A 16214-nucleotide genomic window follows, 5' to 3' on the forward strand; every position below is an offset into this window, starting at 1 on the left:
AGGAGACGAAACAATGATCGGAATACTAGCAGGAATGGGGCCAAAATCAACTGGACCATTCGTTGATACAGTTGTAGCAGAGTGCCAAACAATATACGGAGCAAAGCATGATATGGACTTTCCTCATATGATGATCTATTCGTGCCCAACACCGTTTTACATGGATCGCCCTCTTGATCATGAAGCGATGAAAAAAGCGATTATTGAAGGAGCACAAAAACTCGAGAGTACTGGCACAAGCTTTATCGCTATGCCGTGCAATACAGCGCATCTTTATTTTGAAGAGTTACAGCGTTCTCTTTCTGTTCCGATTTTAAATATAGTCGATGAAACGTTACAAGCAATTCCTGAAACTGCAAAAAGAGTCGCTCTTCTCGCAACAGAAGCAACTGTTCAAGCTGGTATTTACCAAGATGGGATTGCAAAGCGGAATATAGAATACATTCATCATGAAACATGGCAGGAAATGATTAATCAAATTATTACTTGTATTAAATCTGGAGAGATTGAAAAAGCTCACGAATTGTGGAATGCGCTCGTTTTACAATTGAGAGAGGAAGTTGATACGGCAATTATTGCATGTACTGATTTGAATGTGGTGGCGATTGAGGATTTTGTTGATTCCTCTCAATGTCTTGCGAAAGCGGTTGTTAGGATGTATGTAGAAACTATAAGGGGGTCCCAATGAATATACCTTTTGAAATGGGATACACGTTTGATGAAAACCTTAGAGAAAAACCTATATCCCTTGCTGAAATGAAGCAAGGGATTGTACTTTTGAAAGAGCATTTACATGAAGGACCGTTATATGGGAAAAACTGCGGATTAATCGGTGTTTATGAACGAATCACTGGCAACCTTTCTGACAGTAAGTATTACTTACAGAAGGCCATTGAATATTACACACAAACAGACAACATCCAAGGGCTCTTTATTAACAAACTTCGCCTCGCACATACATATCATTGGGAAAGAAATTTTTCTGCTGCAAATACAATCTTTGCCGAACTTCTACAAACACTGCCAGACTTACCCGCTTATGAAGATTTTTTCTACCAACATTACGGAAAAAGTAAATTAGATGAAGGTGACTTCCAAACCGCCCTTACTTGTTTTCAAAAAGCACTTCAAATTAGGCTACAAAAAGGAAATGAAGAGCTGATTCATTCAACTAAGCTTTGCATTGCGTATTGTATGTCTCGCCGATAAAAATCCCCAAAACTTTTAACTTTCTTCACAATTCTTTCAAAGTATCCACACTTAATCTCGCTATATTAAATAAGTAGTTATTCATATAGGGAAGGTTAGGGGAACTAAGAGCATGAAAGTAAATCGTTCGCTTCATTACATTTTTTGGCGTTGGCATTTTTATGCTGGGCTTTTTATTACGCCGCTTCTTATTACGTTGTCACTGAGCGGAATTGGGTATTTATTTCGGGAAGAGGTTGAGGATTTCATCTATAAAGATTTATATTTTGGGAAGAGTGCTCAAACAGAATCTATTTCGATGGCTGATTCTATTTCCTTAACAGAGAAAAAATATCCACATTATAGTGTGGCGAAAATTAGTGAGTTTAATGGGGATTATAATACGAGACTTACGATTACAAATGAGTATACTGGGCAACAAAAATATGTGTATTTAGATAGTAATAATCAAATTGTTGGGGATCAAAACGCAAGTGAAACGTTTGCCAATATAATGAGGGAATTACATAGTTCTCTTTTAGTTGGTGGCACTGTCGTCAACTATACTGTAGAACTTGCGGCATGTTGGACAATCTTTTTAATTGTAACTGGGTTGTACATGAGTATACGCCGATTCAAAAACACACCGGCATCCAATAAGCGAGAGAAAGCAAAACGACGTCATTCTATTATCGGTATTATATTTACAATTCCTCTCGTTTTGTTAGTTGCATCTGGATTGCCATGGTCAGGATTTATGGGTAACCAAATTTATAAAATTGCATCGTCAAATGAATCACTCGGATATCCAAAGTTGTATATGGCACCGCCTGAATCGAAGGTAAAAGAATTGCCGTGGGCAACTAGAAAAGAAGCACCTCCTGAATCGAATTCGAATGAGCCAAAAGCAATTTCTGTCGATGAATTGCGAAACGGAATTAAAATAAAGAAACCGTATGTTATTTCACTACCAGCTGATCCAAAAGGTGTGTTCACTGTTTCGAAATCAAGCGGTTCCGGTATTACAGGTATGCATGTTGCACCAAATGAAGAAATAACAGCTTATTTTGATCAATATAGCGGAGAGCTCATTTCCAAAACGGACTATCGTGATTATGGATTACTTGCGCAATGGTTCACTTACGGTATCCCGCTTCACGAAGGTCATTTATTCGGATGGCCAAATAAAATATTATGCTTACTAACGACATTATCTTTATTACTTCTTATTTATTACGGAATAAAAATGTGGCTAGCAAGAAAGCCGAAAGGAAAATTAGCAGCACCGCCAAAGCAAAGAGATAAGAAAAGCATACTCGTTTTCTTTATCATGATGGTTATACTAGGCGCTGTCATGCCTTTATTCGGACTATCTGTTTTAGCTATTTTTGTGATTGAACTTCTTATATATGTATTTTCAAAAATACGCTCATAGTAAAAAAGCATTTGTACTCCCTTGTACAAATGCTTTTTTATTTACTATTTTCTTTTTTTCTACCACTTATTAAAAAGACAATATCTACTATAATAATCAATACAATAATAACTTGAGCTACATAATCCATCGTTGTAGGACCACCGGCTTTATTCATCATCATATACATTCCAGTTACAAATGAAATGGAGAGTAGCACGAGTAATGTAACCTCAATATGGTCATATAGCTTTTGAAACAATTGCTTCATTTCTGCCACCGCATTTACCATATTATAACAAAAAACCACTCTACATGAGTGGTTTTCTTTATCACTGCGCCGTTTTCTTTCGGTACATCTTCCCGTTCCAATAGAAGAATCGTGAAGTGAGACCACCGTATTTTACAATGCGACGTGCCATTTTGTGCATATTCTTTTGTGCTGATACTTTTTGGTCTGATAAATAAATACCAAGTAATCCTCGGCTTATGAGACGATGAAACTTCGCATGAGGCAAATCACCAATGCTCTTCTCTGCTTCTTCTACAAAATGTTTCATACGATCTAATATCACTTGCTCGTTTTCATAATAACTACAGAAATTCAAATCCCCGCCGATGCGGTCTTCTTCTTGATCAATAAAATAATCAAGTAAGATATGAAGTCCTTGTACGTAAGGAAAATATCCTTGTCTAATTTTCGCAATATCTTCATCATGTAATTCATCATGAAAGGCATATGCGACAAGACAGAAGATTCCAAGCGTAGAACCGGCACATGCTGAAAATTCAAACCAACTCATCTCCGGTAAGTTTTCTTTATGTGCTTCAAACCATGTTTGTAATCTTGGTTCTCTTTCTTCTAATTTCACATGTTTATGAATTTGCAGATCACAATAATAACAAGCAAGTTCATGAAGAATAGGAGCAATTTTGTCATAGTGCTTCGTTTTCTTTAAAACATCTTGGCATGTTTCAACAAGTTCATCTAAATAACCACCATCATCTTGATCATCACGATAGCGATAATAATTACCGCCACCTTCTACTTCAGGTGATAATGCCATTAACATAGATTCATGCAGTGCGGCAAAATCATTCGGATCAAGTGATGTACTGCGATCACATAAATTATCTAAGTAGTCACTAATCGTTTGATATGCGACGATAAAACGAATACATTCCTCACGGTGTTCATTTGCTAATAGTGCTAAAATGCCACCGCCTTCGCAATGAAACGTTTTATGCTCAATACTTGCGATTGCCTGACTATGAAGCTCATCATTCGGAATATGGTAGGCACGCTCTTTCCACATCGCTAGCTCATGGTGTACAACCGGAAACACATCACGGTATACTTTCGCCATGAGCGTTATGGGATTACTCGGTACGTTCACTTCTTCCTTCATCTCCTCTATTCAATGTACAAATAATTTACTTATTTGTTTCTATTATGTTATTGATGCGTATTTCAGTAAATGACTGAATATAATTCAAAATTTCATCACGCTCATACTCATTTAATAACTCATGATAACAATTCGGCCATTCTTTAAAAGCCTTATCACTTATTTTAACATTATTAAACCAAGTGCGGACACGTGTTTTATCTACAAGTTTATCCTCACATGCTTGCATTAGCAAGAGCGGAACATCTGGAAAATCATCTATTTTTTTATGAGCGATTTCAATAGACTTAATCAATTCACTATACCAACGTACTGATACTTTGCGCAAGAACAATGAATCGTTCTCCATCGCATCTCTCACCTCATGATTACGCGTTGACATTTCCACTGTAAGATTCGTTGCAAATTGTAACTTCGGAGCGATAATATTTAATATTTTTGAGGCAGCTTGAAGCGGTGCAGAAGGTCCAGCTAATACACCTAAACATGGCGAACTTAAAATAATGCCGTCCACATCTTCTCTCTTCGTCTCTTGCATCATACGAATGACAATAAGACCACCCATACTATGACCAAATAGAAAAATAGGTAACCGATACTTTCTTGCCTCTTTCACCCATAATTTAACTTCCTCTATGTATTCATCAAACGAATCAATATGTCCTCTATTTCTTGAAGTCGTTCCATGTGACGGAAGGTCCCCCATCACGACGTGATAGCCGATATGATTCCACATTTCCGCAACAGCTTCATAACGTCCGTGATATTCCATTGCGCCGTGCACAATAACGATGACAGCCTTTGCTTGCTCAGCTTCATAATTCCACATACGGCTCTCCTCCATTTCACTCTTTCTCATAATTTGATACACTGAAACTAGTCTCTAGGAAAGGAAGGCTTTACATGATATATCCTTACAAAGAAAAAAATCCGAAAATTGCGAGTAGTGCTTTTATCGCTGACTACGTAACCATTACTGGTGATGTGACAATTGGCGAGGAATCAAGTATTTGGTTTAATACAGTCATACGTGGTGATGTGTCACCGACAATTATTGGAGACCGGGTAAATGTACAAGACCAATGTACACTTCATCAAAGCCCGCAATATCCTCTTATTTTAGAAGACGATGTTACAGTTGGACATCAAGTGATTTTACATAGCTGTCATATAAAAAAAGACGCTTTAATTGGAATGGGATCTATTATATTAGATGGTGCTGAAATTGGCGAAGGAGCCTTTATCGGTGCTGGAAGCCTCGTTTCACAAGGAAAGAAAATTCCGCCGAACACGCTAGCTTTCGGTCGTCCAGCGAAAGTCGTTCGTGAGTTAACAGAAGAAGACCGTAAAGACATGGAGCGAATTCGCACGCAATACGTTGAAAAAGGTCAATATTATAAATCACTACAAAAATGATTTTACTGCTGCCATAATACTGGCAGTTTTTTTATATAAAATCTAACTTTTTCTTTACAAAACATTATTACTCCCTCAACAAAATCTTATTAAAATAAAAGCTAATATCTCCATATATATGTAGATGAGGGAGGAGAATTTTCATGAAGGTCAGTGGATTATATAAAATAGAATGTTACATTTTTAGAGGAATTAACCGCTACTTTGATCAAAAAACATTAAATATCTTTTTCAGCAATATTACTCATATCGGTGGCGCGACTTTCTCTATCGCACTCACACTGTTCTTTTTAATTTTCGCAAGTGGAACTTTGCATCAAGCTGCAATTGCAACTGCTATTTCGTTAGCAATTAGCCATATTCCTGTGCAAATATTAAAAAGATGGTATCCACGAAAACGTCCTTATTTAACAATTCAGGATGCAAAATATCCAGTTCATCCATTACAAGACCACTCTTTCCCATCTGGTCATACAACAGCCGTTTTCTCTGTCTTTATTCCATTTATTTGCTATAATCCAAACTTACTTGTTTTTCTATTACCGTTAGCATTATGCGTTGGTATTTCTCGTATTTATTTAGGGCTTCACTATCCGTCTGATGTATTCGTCGGTATGTGCCTCGGCACTTGCTCTGGCATCATCTCTTTTTATCAATTCATCCCACTTTTCACATAAAGGAGTGATATGATGAGAGTCGCCATTTTTACCGATACTTTTACACCACAAGTCAACGGGGTTGCGAAAACATTAGAACGATTAACACGTTATTTTCAGAAAGAAAAGATCGCCTATTCTGTTTTCGCCCCTCAGCATACAGCTGAAGATGATTTCGTAGCGAATGTGAACAAGATGAGAAGTATCCCGTTAACAATATTATATCCAGAATGCCGCTTTTCTTTTCCTACTCCGCGCATTAAACGAGAACTTCTTTCCTTTAAACCTGACATGATTCACATTGCTACACCTTTCAACATGGGACTTTGTGGATTGTATTATGCCAAAAAGTTAAACATCCCAGTTGTCGGTTCTTATCATACTGATTTCGATGCTTATTTACGCTATTACAAAATCGAATTTCTCTCTCATATGCTTTGGAACTATTTAAAATGGTTTCATAGTCATATGCAAAAAAATTTCGTTCCTTCCTTTGAAACGTTACACCAACTAAAAAATAAAGGCTTTCAGGCCCTCTCCATATGGGGACGTGGTGTAGATTGCACACTCTTTCATCCATCTTACAATACAGACCTATTCCGAAAAAAATATAATATTACAGCGAAGTATGTCCTTTCCTATGTTGGACGGATTGCTCCTGAAAAAGATATTGATACGTTGCAACACCTTATCGTGAAAACGACGCATAATCGAAACGACATTCATTGGCTCATCGCGGGAGACGGTCCGCTAGCAAAAAATTTGCGTGAATCTGTTCCGAGCACAAATATTACTTTTACTGGATATTTACAAGGAAAAGATTTAGCTGAAGCATATGCTTGTTCTAACATGATGGTATTTCCATCAGCTACTGAAACATTTGGAAATGTTGTACTTGAATCGCTTGCATGCGGCACACCTGTCATCGGTGCAAATAGTGGCGGGGTTAAAAATATTATTACGGATGGAAAAACGGGAGTTCTTTGTCCGCCCAAAAATGAGGACGCATTTCTATCATCCATTTATTCTTTATTGCAAAATGAAGAAAAACTGGAGCAGATGGGAATAGCAGCTTTATCTTATGTGAAATCAAAAAGCTGGGATGAGATCTTTCGTGGCTTGCTTAACCAATATGAAGAAGTCCTTCAGCATAACGAATCAGAGTTGCTTGCTTAAATAGAAAAACTCCCTTCAAAAAACGAAGGGAGTTTATTATACAATTGTAAAATTTACTTAAATAAAGTGAAACTTTAATCAGTGGGGGTTTTCTTCATCCCCCACTGATTATCAGCCCTCACCAATCGGACTTTTATGGGCAGTTGATCCCCCACCTAACTTCTTTGCTTTTCCTGAATGTTGAGGTGGGGATCTTACTGCCCATTAAAGTCGGATAAATGATACACAAGGTGAAATATTATATTATTCCTATATTCATTATAACAAAAATAAACATAACTAAATAGACTTGTAATAAAAACCCATAAAAATTAAAATATGGTTATACAGTATTTTTACTCTGTATAGTGATTTTAAGAATTCCCCTTAAAATCAACTTACTCACATACCTTTATACAGTAATTGTTCCCCAATTTCTGTATACAAAAAAACCTTTCATTCATTTGAAAGGTCTTTTTGAGCCTGCACATATTCTTCTTTCGTATTCACATTTATAAACCAATCCGCATTTGCTTGTACATCTTCACCAGCAATATATTTCACATTACATTGTGATAAAAGCTGACCCATACTTCTTTTTTCTTCTTGAAGCAAAGCATAAATCTTTTCTTTCACGCGGTTATGGTACGCTGCAAGTAACGGTTGTTTTCTTCCATTAATAATAGGTACAACCGCATCATATTCATTGCTTGTTTGCTCTAATAAAATGGTAAACCACTCATGCGAAACATTTGGCGCATCACATGGCATAATAGCGTACCAATCAGCTTCTATGTATTCCATTCCTGATACAATTCCAGCAAGTGGGCCGTTTCCTTTATAATGCGGAATATCTTCTATAACAGGAACTTGTACGAGTTGCTCTACTCGCTCTTTTATATCGGAGTGACTAATGACTACAACTTCTTGGAGCGCACTTGTCATCAATTTCAAAATATGCTCAATAAACGTACTCCCTTGCCAGCTCGCTAACGCTTTCGGCTCACCGAATCTACTCGACATACCGCCTGCCAATACAATTCCAGCCCATTTACTCATTGGCGATGCAGCTCAAATGTAATATGACCTAATTCCGGTAAAATTAATTTATTCATCGCAAGACGAACCGCTCCGCTAGACCCTGGCATTGAAAAGACTACTTTGCGCCCAATTGTGCCGCCGATCGCTCTACTTAACATGGCGCTACTTCCGATATCTTCTAAATAACTAATCATGCGGAACAACTCACCAAATCCAACAATTTCTTTATGTAATAACGCTGATACTGCTTCAATTGTGACATCACGTTTCGTAATACCAGTTCCGCCATTTGTTAATACAACATCTACATCTTCCTTATGATAACCAGCTAACACCGCTTGCTGAATACTTTCTTTATCATCTTTTACAATTTCATAAGATGTCACTGTATGGCCTGCTTCTTTTAATAGTTCATGTAATAGTTGTCCGCTCTTATCTGTCTCTTCTGTACGTGTATCAGAAATCGTTATGATCTTGCAGCGCACTTCTTTTGGCGCTTGTTTTTTATGTTCGGTTACGCTCATTTTTTCATCTTTCCTTTCTTAAAGACTTTTCTTCATTTTATCATACATATCTTTACACAATTATGTATGAAGCCAACAATGCGCCATGATACAATATAAGTATAATAACCCACAAAAAGGAAAGTGCACTTTCTTATACTCCTTAGACTACACACCTTTAGCTACTCTTTATATTTTCTACATACATAGAATTCAATTTTAAAACTTGTACTAAAAAATAAATTGGAGGTCTACCTATTATGGAACTATACAAAAAATTAACAACAACATTCATCCTCTTATTTATCGCTTCCATCACTGTCGGCTTTTCTCTAAAAGGCGCAATTCCATACGCTACATTAGTAAGTATTATATGCGCAACACTATTTTTACTAAGCAGTGCCTTTTGCGCGGGTAAAGCACGTCAAATGAAAGGGTGATTTCACATGTTTCAAAAAAAGCCAACTGTTTGTAAATCATGCCAAAAAGAAATACAAACATATGAAAAAGCATGGATTCATATGCCGCTTCCGGCAAATGGTATGACGAATATAAAAAAGTATATTGAGCTAGAAGGCGAAGTGTATTGCAAATCATGCATTCAAATGATAAGTAAAACGAAATAAAAAAAGCTTTGCGCTCACTGCGCAAAGCTTTTTTTCATATATTATAGACCAGCTTGCTCTTTTAAAGCTGCAGCTTTGTCTGTACGTTCCCATGTTAGATCTACATCAGTACGTCCGAAGTGGCCGTAAGCTGCTGTTTGTTTGTAAATTGGGCGACGTAAGTCTAGCATTTTAATAATACCAGCTGGGCGAAGATCGAAGTTGTTACGAACTAGTTCTACTAGTACGTCTTCAGATACTTTACCAGTGCCGAATGTATCAACTGAAATTGATACTGGTTGTGCTACACCGATTGCGTATGCAAGTTGTACTTCTGCTTTTTCAGCAAGACCAGCTGCTACGATGTTTTTCGCAACATAACGAGCTGCATATGCTGCAGAACGGTCAACTTTTGTTGCATCTTTACCAGAGAATGCACCGCCACCGTGGCGAGCGTATCCACCGTAAGTATCAACGATGATTTTACGTCCTGTTAAACCAGCATCACCTTGTGGTCCACCAATTACGAAGCGGCCAGTTGGGTTAATGAAGAATTTTGTTTCTCCATCGATTAATTCTGCTGGTACTACAGCTTTAATTACGTGCTCTTTTAAGTCGCGATCGATTTCTTCCCATGTAACATCTGGGTGATGTTGTGTAGAAATTACGATAGTATCAACACGTACTGGTTTACCATTTTCATCATACTCAACTGTAACTTGCGTTTTTCCGTCCGGACGTAGGTATGATAATGTATCATTTTTACGTACTTCAGTTAAACGGCGAGCTAATTTGTGAGCAAGCGAGATTGGAAGTGGCATTAACTCTTGTGTTTCATTACATGCGAAACCAAACATTAAACCTTGGTCTCCTGCACCAATTGCCTCAATCTCAGCGTCAGTCATTTGACCTTCGCGTGCTTCTAGCGCTTGGTCAACACCCATAGCGATGTCAGCAGATTGCTCATCGATAGATGTTAAAACTGCACAAGTTTCTGCATCGAATCCGTATTTTGCGCGTGTGTAACCAATGCCTTGAATTGTTTCACGAACGATTTTTGGAATATCTACGTAAGTAGAAGTCGTAATTTCCCCCGCTACCAATACTAAACCAGTTGTTACAGTTGTTTCACAAGCTACACGTGCATTTGCGTCTTTTGATAAGATCGCATCTAAAATTGAATCAGAAATTTGGTCACAAATTTTATCTGGATGTCCTTCAGTTACAGACTCAGATGTGAACAGATGACGTTTTTTTGTCATGTGGTAAACCTCCCTACAGTAATTGTATATATTGTACGGAACTCATCCTTAATTTGCCACAGATTGCGACATACATTTATTCTCCCACACAAGCATACAGAAAAACCTTTCCTACATAATAGAGAGGAAAGGTTTAATTTGCTACTTGCATACTGCTTTTTGCCCTTCGCTCTTATCGTTCGAGACCTGTAGCCTCGCACAGGTTTTAGCACCTATTCACTTGTGTTTACCAATACAAGTGAGGTTGCTGGGCTTCATCGGGCCTGTCCCTCCGCCAGCTCGGGATAAGAGAGTATCCGTCCCAACCTATACTAAAGAAATGATATTCATTTGTCAATTAATATTCACATTTTCGTGAAAGTTTTTCTCAATGCGCCTAAAATGAAATATTAATAAGGAAATAATGTATTCACACAAACAAAAAGAAATAAATAGTATACATTATTTATATAATTGTGTTATACTCTTGTTGGGGATTACGAGAAATATTTCATTAAATGAAAAGGATGGTATATAAATATGAGTACTGTGAATGTCCAAATTGGTTTACACGAATTATTGAACGGAAGCAATGCACAGATTCAACTAAGTGTTCCGCAATTAGTGGAAAAAGTATTAATGCGAAATGAAGGGAAATTAACTTCGACTGGTGCCGTTTCTGCTTCAACTGGAAAATATACAGGACGTTCTCCTAAAGATAAATTTATTGTGAAAGAAGCATCGGTTGCTGACAAAATTGCTTGGGGAGCAGTGAACCAACCGATTTCTGAAGAACATTTTAATAAATTATATACGAAAGTTTTAGAATACTTAAAAGAGAAAGAAGAGTTATTCGTCTTCAAAGGATTTGCAGGCGCTGACCGCAATTACCGCCTACCAATTCAAGTTATTAATGAATATGCATGGCACAATTTATTTGTACATCAACTATTCATTCGTCCAACTGAAGAAGAATTAACAACTCATGAATCAGAGTTCACAATTGTTTCTGCACCGAATTTCAAAGCTGATCCAGCTGTTGACGGTACAAACTCTGAAGCATTCATTATGGTTTCATTCGAAAAACGTATCGTACTAATTGGTGGTACAGAATACGCTGGAGAAATGAAAAAATCAATCTTCTCTATTATGAACTTCTTATTACCTGAACAAGATATCCTTTCTATGCATTGCTCTGCAAACGTAGGTGAAGAAGGCGATGTAGCATTATTCTTCGGTTTATCTGGAACAGGTAAAACAACATTATCTGCTGATCCAAACCGTAAATTAATCGGTGATGATGAGCACGGTTGGTCTGATAACGGTGTATTCAATATTGAAGGCGGTTGCTACGCGAAATGTGTAAACCTTTCTCACGAGAAAGAACCACAAATTTTCGATGCAATCACATTTGGATCTGTTTTAGAAAACGTTATCATTAATGACCAAACGCGTATCGCAGACTATAACGATACTACTTTAACAGAAAATACTCGTGCTGCATACCCTATGCATGCGATTGACAATATCGTACTACCAAGTGTTGCAGGACACCCAAATACAATTATCTTCTTAACTGCTGATGCATCTGGCGTATTGCCTCCAATCAGTAAGTTATCAAAAGAACAAGCTATGTATCACTTCTTAAGTGGTTACACTAGTAAACTAGCAGGAACAGAGCGCGGTGTTACATCTCCGCAAGCAACATTCTCAACTTGCTTCGGTTCACCATTCTTACCACTTGATGCATCTCGCTATGCTGAAATGCTTGGTGAAAAAATTGAGAAACACGATGCGAAAGTATTCTTAGTAAACACTGGCTGGACTGGTGGCGAATACGGCGTTGGTAAACGTATGAACTTAGGTTACACTCGTGCAATGATTCAAGCAGCATTAAGCGGTGAACTTGCGAAAACTGAAACAGCTAAACATGACATCTTCGGTCTTGAAGTTCCACTTCACGTACCAGGTGTACCTGACGAAGTGTTAATGCCTGAACAAACTTGGGCTGATAAAGCTGCTTATAAAGCAAAAGCAATCGAACTTGCAAATGAATTCAAAGCTAACTTCAAAAAGTTCGACAGCGTATCTGAAGACATTATTAACTTAGGCGGTCCAATCGCTTAAGCGCAAACTTTCTGTTGGAATAACCCTTTACTCATATGAATAAGTGTCGTGTAACCGTAAAGTTTCGCGTACTCACCGACAAAACCCAATGCGGCTTAACGGTTACACACACTTACATAAAAAAGAAGCTTACGTTTTTTACGTAAGCTTCTTTCTATATCTTATATAAAGTGAAACGTTACTCTCTTCATCTGTGACTTCGTTTGTTAATTTACATAATTTTCACTTTATAGTTATTTGTTTTTAGTTTTTCATGATATAATTTACATATATAGGAAGGGGTGAAACCTATGAAAAATTTTTCTCGTACAGGAAAAATTTTATTCAGTTATGGAGCGATTCAAATGTTTTGGGGACTTGTAATGCTTAACGTTAATTTATTTGAGCATACAAGTGAAACGATAAAATATATTATTCTAATTACCGGAATAGTTTTTTGTATTATATCCAACTTTTTTAAAGAACATAAAAGTCATACTAATACGTAATTTCATGTTAACTTATCGGAAGCAAAAACCTGTATTTTATGCAATGTTTCGCTTCCTGTTATACTATCCATTATCGTATCCCTTATTCCAGAGTAAATCCATTTTCACACAGACAAATCACGGCTTCGAATATATAAATTATATCTCTACTCGCTACATATCTCTGGTTTCACATCGCATGGGGTAAAACAGGCTCTGACCGCTTCTAGCCATGGCTGGATCATCTATCCCATCTAAAAAGAAGCTTTTTATCTTTTTAGCTCTTTGTTAATTCTTTCTCATCTTTCATACTATAGTATCCTAAATTCACAACAATTAAGAAATAACCGCCCATAATCCCTACTGCAAATGCCCACATCACCATATGGTGCTCAATTTCGTACATAATAATAGCGCCTAAAATAGCAGCGGCAAAACGATTAAACATACCGAGCGTCGGCGCTTTCGTTTTCTTTACGATACTATCTCCAAGCTTCTCAATTCGTCTCCCTAAAAGCCAAACGCAATACATACTTACGATAAGTCCAATTCCTGCACCTAAAAAATGTGCTGAAAACGGCGTTACCATCCAGCCTAGTAAAAGAATACCTAGTATATAATACGATTGAATTTTAAACGACCTTAATGACATACTAATCATGATGTTCTCCTCTTCCGTAATTTTTATCTATCCAACAATAAATTTTTTCAAGTCTATACTACTTACATTCATTTCACTCAAATTAAAAACAACATAAACGGTATGTTTATGTTGTTTAAATATTTTTAGAAAATAATATTATACAAGATTTCAAAGATCATCCCCCCCATAATTTGTGACGTTTTTTCAAACATTTTTCGTCCATTTATGAAAAAATTGATATCAATCTATGAACATACGGATATGATGTAATAAGTACACAAATAAAGGGGGCGTCTAATGATTTATTTTTTAATGGCTCTCATTCACCTTATTATCCCTGCACTTATTGGACTTTCATTGTATTGGTACACGAAAAACCATAGTATTTTCTACGCTGTCCTCGGTGTCCTTCTTCCGGGTATTATTCTTATTACACTCTTCCGTATTCCATTTTTAAACTTAATTCCACTTATTACTGCGATCTTATTTCTCATCTTCTTACCAAAAATAAAAAAATAGGAAAGCAGATCATAGGTGATCTGTTTTCCTATTTTGATATAGGTTCCCCCGCAGTAGAATGAATGTTTACTTTCTCCGATTTCACAAACCATAAACCGAAGAAAATAATAATTCCACCGATTATTTGTTGAAACGATACGTATTCATTTGCCCATACAGCTGCAAATAAAACAGCTACAAGTGGCGTTATATACATATATACCATCGTATGTGATGCTCCAATTTTTTGAACACCAACATACCACATTACTAAACCAAATACTGTTACAAAGAAAATAGAATATAGTAAAGCGAATAGTGTTATTCCATGTGTAATATGAAATGGCATTATAAATACGTATGGTCCACTTAAAAGCAAGAGTGGAATCGCGCCAACTAGTGCTGACCATGCGGTAACACGTAGCGCTGAATATTTTTTAATTAATGGACCAGCTAAAACAGGATAAAGCCCCCAACATATTGATGTAATGAGTCCAATCCCATTCCCGTAAAAAGAACTAGCCAGTGAATGCCCTGCTACTAAAACTAAGGCTGCACCACAAAAGGCAATAATCGAACCGATAAGCTTTCGAGAAGAAAACTTTTCTTGTTTTAAGATAATCGCAAATACAGTTGTAAAAATAGGTGAAATAGAAATGAGTAAAGAGGCATTTGTAGCGGATGTATATTTAACAGTTTCCATAAATAACGTTTGATACAGTACAATACCTACAACGCTAACGATGATTAATCTAGGTATATCTTTTCTCTCCATATAAACCGACTTTTCAATAAAAAATGTAAGGAGTAACATAAGCGGTGCCGCCGATATCATCCGAAGTGCAGTAAACTCAATTGCTGTAAATTCTAAAAGTCCATATTTCGCAATCGTAAAATTAATCCCCCAAATGATAACGACTGCTAAAATTAATAACTCAATTCCCCATCTTCTCATGCGTATCCCCTCCGCAAATAAGATTATACAGAAAATTCAATCATATGTACATTTCATTATGTGAAAAAATCTTTTTATTGTATGAAACGTTTTGGGGCATGAAATTATATCAGCGATTTTCTGAATATATTAGCGCAACTCTGATTATATCGGCGATTTTCAAAATATATCGGCGCAACTCGAATTATATCAGCGATTTTTTAAATATAGCGACTTATACACTAAAAAAGGTGGCTCCAAAATACGTTTTGGAACCACCTTTTCTTTACTACACTCGAACGTGTAACTTCATATTTGGATTATAAAATTGGCTCGGGCTCTTCAGCTGAAACGTCCCTCCACCTTCATGCCAATCAACTGTTAATTTATCATCCATAAATACAAGCTTTGTGCGATCTGCGATAAAATTCATTGTGCTAGATTCGATATCCACATCGCGCTCATCTTTTTCTGCTACAGCTACTAAATCGATAATTCCGCTCATTACACAACCGCAACCTTCATTATCGTAAAATAACTTTATATATTTCGCTTCATTTGGAATCGTATCCATAATCTTTTTATATGCTGCTTCTGTTACAGTAACGTACATACTCTAATCTTCATCCTCTCTTCTCGTATCCTTCATATATTGTACCACCATTTTTCTTTAAAAATATATACAGAAAATTACGAACAATATACAATGTATGTAGTAAAGGAGGTTGTATCACTCATGCTCAAATTACTGCGATACCCCATCTTCCTAGGTCTACTCGGTAGCTTTTTTATTTCTAGCGGTATGATATTACAACATATACTTCCTTATTCTCCTTCTATTGGTTGGATTTTAGGTTTTATTTGTTTCCTAACCGCTTCTTATTTCGCTGTGAAGAACAAAAACATCTAATTAGTTC

General features: G+C 36.7%; 21 protein-coding genes and 1 riboswitch. Of the genes, 12 read left to right on the plus strand and 9 right to left on the minus strand.

Annotated features, from left to right (window positions below):
- Positions 1–13 precede the first annotated feature (13 nt).
- From ACTFNE_RS24215 to ACTFNE_RS24225, 3 genes are all read left to right on the plus strand, one after another.
- Entirely contained in the window at positions 14–688 is a 675-nt protein-coding gene (locus ACTFNE_RS24215) for an aspartate/glutamate racemase family protein (RefSeq protein WP_270705695.1), read from the plus strand.
- Positions 685–1209 (plus strand): hypothetical protein, encoded by a 525-nt coding sequence (locus ACTFNE_RS24220; protein ID WP_270705693.1) that lies wholly within the window; start codon positions 685–687, stop codon positions 1207–1209. Before ACTFNE_RS24215 ends, ACTFNE_RS24220 begins: the two co-directional genes overlap by 4 nt.
- A 112-nt stretch (positions 1210–1321) precedes the next feature.
- Positions 1322–2623, plus strand: a complete 1302-nt coding sequence (locus ACTFNE_RS24225; protein ID WP_270705692.1) for a PepSY-associated TM helix domain-containing protein — start codon at positions 1322–1324, stop codon at positions 2621–2623.
- A gap of 37 nt (positions 2624–2660) precedes the next feature.
- Here the strand turns inward: ACTFNE_RS24225 and ACTFNE_RS24230 are convergent, their stop codons facing one another.
- The 3 genes from ACTFNE_RS24230 to ACTFNE_RS24240 form a co-directional block, all read right to left on the minus strand.
- Positions 2661–2873 (minus strand): hypothetical protein, encoded by a 213-nt coding sequence (locus tag ACTFNE_RS24230; RefSeq protein WP_270705716.1) that lies wholly within the window; start codon positions 2871–2873, stop codon positions 2661–2663.
- Positions 2874–2934: 61 nt separating this feature from the next.
- Positions 2935–3999, minus strand: a complete 1065-nt coding sequence (locus tag ACTFNE_RS24235; RefSeq protein WP_001102457.1) for a tetraprenyl-beta-curcumene synthase family protein — start codon at positions 3997–3999, stop codon at positions 2935–2937.
- 37 nt (positions 4000–4036) lie between these two features.
- Positions 4037–4840, minus strand: a complete 804-nt coding sequence (locus ACTFNE_RS24240; RefSeq protein WP_000267442.1) for an alpha/beta hydrolase — start codon at positions 4838–4840, stop codon at positions 4037–4039.
- A gap of 74 nt (positions 4841–4914) precedes the next feature.
- Here ACTFNE_RS24240 and ACTFNE_RS24245 point away from each other — a divergent pair, with 74 nt between their 5' ends.
- The 3 genes from ACTFNE_RS24245 to ACTFNE_RS24255 all read left to right on the plus strand — a co-directional run bounded on the left by ACTFNE_RS24245 (position 4915) and on the right by ACTFNE_RS24255 (position 7259).
- Complete coding sequence (locus ACTFNE_RS24245; protein WP_046198234.1) at positions 4915–5427, plus strand: gamma carbonic anhydrase; 513 nt, start codon at positions 4915–4917, stop codon at positions 5425–5427.
- A 143-nt stretch (positions 5428–5570) separates the two neighbouring features.
- Complete coding sequence (locus ACTFNE_RS24250) at positions 5571–6104, plus strand: phosphatase PAP2 family protein (RefSeq protein ID WP_046198235.1); 534 nt, start codon at positions 5571–5573, stop codon at positions 6102–6104.
- Between the two features lie 12 nt (positions 6105–6116).
- Positions 6117–7259, plus strand: a complete 1143-nt coding sequence (locus ACTFNE_RS24255; RefSeq protein WP_270705713.1) for a glycosyltransferase family 4 protein — start codon at positions 6117–6119, stop codon at positions 7257–7259.
- Positions 7260–7694: 435 nt separating this feature from the next.
- Here the strand turns inward: ACTFNE_RS24255 and ACTFNE_RS24260 are convergent, their stop codons facing one another.
- Together ACTFNE_RS24260 and ACTFNE_RS24265 are read right to left on the minus strand one after the other, a co-directional pair.
- Positions 7695–8297, minus strand: a complete 603-nt coding sequence (locus tag ACTFNE_RS24260; protein WP_270705689.1) for a molybdenum cofactor guanylyltransferase — start codon at positions 8295–8297, stop codon at positions 7695–7697.
- Positions 8294–8803 (minus strand): MogA/MoaB family molybdenum cofactor biosynthesis protein, encoded by a 510-nt coding sequence (locus tag ACTFNE_RS24265; protein ID WP_270705687.1) that lies wholly within the window; start codon positions 8801–8803, stop codon positions 8294–8296. The genes ACTFNE_RS24260 and ACTFNE_RS24265 overlap by 4 nt, the downstream gene beginning before the upstream one ends.
- A 239-nt stretch (positions 8804–9042) precedes the next feature.
- Between ACTFNE_RS24265 and ACTFNE_RS24270 the strand changes: the two genes are divergently transcribed.
- Together ACTFNE_RS24270 and ACTFNE_RS24275 are read left to right on the plus strand one after the other, a co-directional pair.
- Positions 9043–9222 (plus strand): hypothetical protein, encoded by a 180-nt coding sequence (locus ACTFNE_RS24270; protein WP_000424795.1) that lies wholly within the window; start codon positions 9043–9045, stop codon positions 9220–9222.
- A 6-nt stretch (positions 9223–9228) separates the two neighbouring features.
- Positions 9229–9408 carry a hypothetical protein gene (locus tag ACTFNE_RS24275; protein ID WP_270705685.1) on the plus strand — a complete coding sequence of 60 codons (180 nt, stop codon included), beginning with the start codon at positions 9229–9231 and terminating at the stop codon, positions 9406–9408.
- A 41-nt stretch (positions 9409–9449) separates the two neighbouring features.
- On the opposite strand, the gene metK is transcribed toward ACTFNE_RS24275, so the two are convergent.
- Entirely contained in the window at positions 9450–10649 is a 1200-nt protein-coding gene (gene metK / locus ACTFNE_RS24280) for a methionine adenosyltransferase (protein ID WP_000163127.1), read from the minus strand.
- Positions 10650–10818: 169 nt separating this feature from the next.
- Positions 10819–10940, minus strand: a riboswitch (SAM riboswitch).
- Between the two features lie 228 nt (positions 10941–11168).
- On the opposite strand from metK, the gene pckA reads away from it, so the two are divergent.
- Positions 11169–12755: a phosphoenolpyruvate carboxykinase (ATP) gene (gene pckA / locus ACTFNE_RS24285; RefSeq protein WP_000108804.1), complete on the plus strand. Its 1587-nt coding sequence runs from the start codon at positions 11169–11171 to the stop codon at positions 12753–12755.
- 290 nt (positions 12756–13045) lie between these two features.
- Positions 13046–13243, plus strand: coding sequence for a hypothetical protein (locus ACTFNE_RS24290; RefSeq protein ID WP_000788116.1), 198 nt, complete (start codon positions 13046–13048; stop codon positions 13241–13243).
- 256 nt (positions 13244–13499) lie between these two features.
- On the opposite strand, the gene ACTFNE_RS24295 is transcribed toward ACTFNE_RS24290, so the two are convergent.
- Entirely contained in the window at positions 13500–13883 is a 384-nt protein-coding gene (locus ACTFNE_RS24295; protein WP_000624931.1) for an ATP synthase subunit I, read from the minus strand.
- A 279-nt stretch (positions 13884–14162) separates the two neighbouring features.
- Here ACTFNE_RS24295 and ACTFNE_RS24300 point away from each other — a divergent pair, with 279 nt between their 5' ends.
- Positions 14163–14384, plus strand: coding sequence for a hypothetical protein (locus ACTFNE_RS24300; RefSeq protein WP_000639042.1), 222 nt, complete (start codon positions 14163–14165; stop codon positions 14382–14384).
- 28 nt (positions 14385–14412) lie between these two features.
- Here the strand turns inward: ACTFNE_RS24300 and ACTFNE_RS24305 are convergent, their stop codons facing one another.
- Together ACTFNE_RS24305 and ACTFNE_RS24310 are read right to left on the minus strand one after the other, a co-directional pair.
- Positions 14413–15318 carry a DMT family transporter gene (locus tag ACTFNE_RS24305; RefSeq protein WP_074539860.1) on the minus strand — a complete coding sequence of 302 codons (906 nt, stop codon included), beginning with the start codon at positions 15316–15318 and terminating at the stop codon, positions 14413–14415.
- Between the two features lie 268 nt (positions 15319–15586).
- Entirely contained in the window at positions 15587–15910 is a 324-nt protein-coding gene (locus ACTFNE_RS24310; protein ID WP_000289565.1) for an iron-sulfur cluster biosynthesis family protein, read from the minus strand.
- A gap of 123 nt (positions 15911–16033) precedes the next feature.
- Between ACTFNE_RS24310 and ACTFNE_RS24315 the strand changes: the two genes are divergently transcribed.
- The gene (locus tag ACTFNE_RS24315) at positions 16034–16207 is read left to right on the plus strand and encodes a hypothetical protein (RefSeq protein ID WP_000916136.1); all 174 of its coding nucleotides are present in this window, start codon (positions 16034–16036) and stop codon (positions 16205–16207) included.
- Positions 16208–16214 lie beyond the last annotated feature (7 nt).

It is taken from the genome of Bacillus cereus group sp. MYBKT111-2 (assembly GCF_051915205.1).
Lineage (GTDB): Bacteria > Bacillota > Bacilli > Bacillales > Bacillaceae_G > Bacillus_A > Bacillus_A paranthracis.

Bases quoted from the DNA above. Each gene is read 5' to 3' on its own strand.
- ACTFNE_RS24215 (WP_270705695.1), top strand. From the start codon at position 14: ATGATCGGAATACTAGCAGGAATGGGGCCAAAATCAACTGGACCATTC.
- ACTFNE_RS24220 (WP_270705693.1), top strand. From the start codon at position 685: ATGAATATACCTTTTGAAATGGGATACACGTTTGATGAAAACCTTAGA.
- ACTFNE_RS24225 (WP_270705692.1), top strand. From the start codon at position 1,322: ATGAAAGTAAATCGTTCGCTTCATTACATTTTTTGGCGTTGGCATTTT.
- ACTFNE_RS24230 (WP_270705716.1), bottom strand. From the start codon at position 2,873: ATGAAGCAATTGTTTCAAAAGCTATATGACCATATTGAGGTTACATTA.
- ACTFNE_RS24240 (WP_000267442.1), bottom strand. From the start codon at position 4,840: ATGTGGAATTATGAAGCTGAGCAAGCAAAGGCTGTCATCGTTATTGTG.
- ACTFNE_RS24245 (WP_046198234.1), top strand. From the start codon at position 4,915: ATGATATATCCTTACAAAGAAAAAAATCCGAAAATTGCGAGTAGTGCT.
- ACTFNE_RS24250 (WP_046198235.1), top strand. From the start codon at position 5,571: ATGAAGGTCAGTGGATTATATAAAATAGAATGTTACATTTTTAGAGGA.
- ACTFNE_RS24255 (WP_270705713.1), top strand. From the start codon at position 6,117: ATGAGAGTCGCCATTTTTACCGATACTTTTACACCACAAGTCAACGGG.
- ACTFNE_RS24260 (WP_270705689.1), bottom strand. From the start codon at position 8,297: ATGAGTAAATGGGCTGGAATTGTATTGGCAGGCGGTATGTCGAGTAGA.
- ACTFNE_RS24265 (WP_270705687.1), bottom strand. From the start codon at position 8,803: ATGAGCGTAACCGAACATAAAAAACAAGCGCCAAAAGAAGTGCGCTGC.
- ACTFNE_RS24270 (WP_000424795.1), top strand. From the start codon at position 9,043: ATGGAACTATACAAAAAATTAACAACAACATTCATCCTCTTATTTATC.
- ACTFNE_RS24275 (WP_270705685.1), top strand. From the start codon at position 9,229: ATGTTTCAAAAAAAGCCAACTGTTTGTAAATCATGCCAAAAAGAAATA.
- metK (WP_000163127.1), bottom strand. From the start codon at position 10,649: ATGACAAAAAAACGTCATCTGTTCACATCTGAGTCTGTAACTGAAGGA.
- pckA (WP_000108804.1), top strand. From the start codon at position 11,169: ATGAGTACTGTGAATGTCCAAATTGGTTTACACGAATTATTGAACGGA.
- ACTFNE_RS24290 (WP_000788116.1), top strand. From the start codon at position 13,046: ATGAAAAATTTTTCTCGTACAGGAAAAATTTTATTCAGTTATGGAGCG.
- ACTFNE_RS24295 (WP_000624931.1), bottom strand. From the start codon at position 13,883: ATGATTAGTATGTCATTAAGGTCGTTTAAAATTCAATCGTATTATATA.
- ACTFNE_RS24300 (WP_000639042.1), top strand. From the start codon at position 14,163: ATGATTTATTTTTTAATGGCTCTCATTCACCTTATTATCCCTGCACTT.
- ACTFNE_RS24305 (WP_074539860.1), bottom strand. From the start codon at position 15,318: ATGAGAAGATGGGGAATTGAGTTATTAATTTTAGCAGTCGTTATCATT.
- ACTFNE_RS24310 (WP_000289565.1), bottom strand. From the start codon at position 15,910: ATGTACGTTACTGTAACAGAAGCAGCATATAAAAAGATTATGGATACG.
- ACTFNE_RS24315 (WP_000916136.1), top strand. From the start codon at position 16,034: ATGCTCAAATTACTGCGATACCCCATCTTCCTAGGTCTACTCGGTAGC.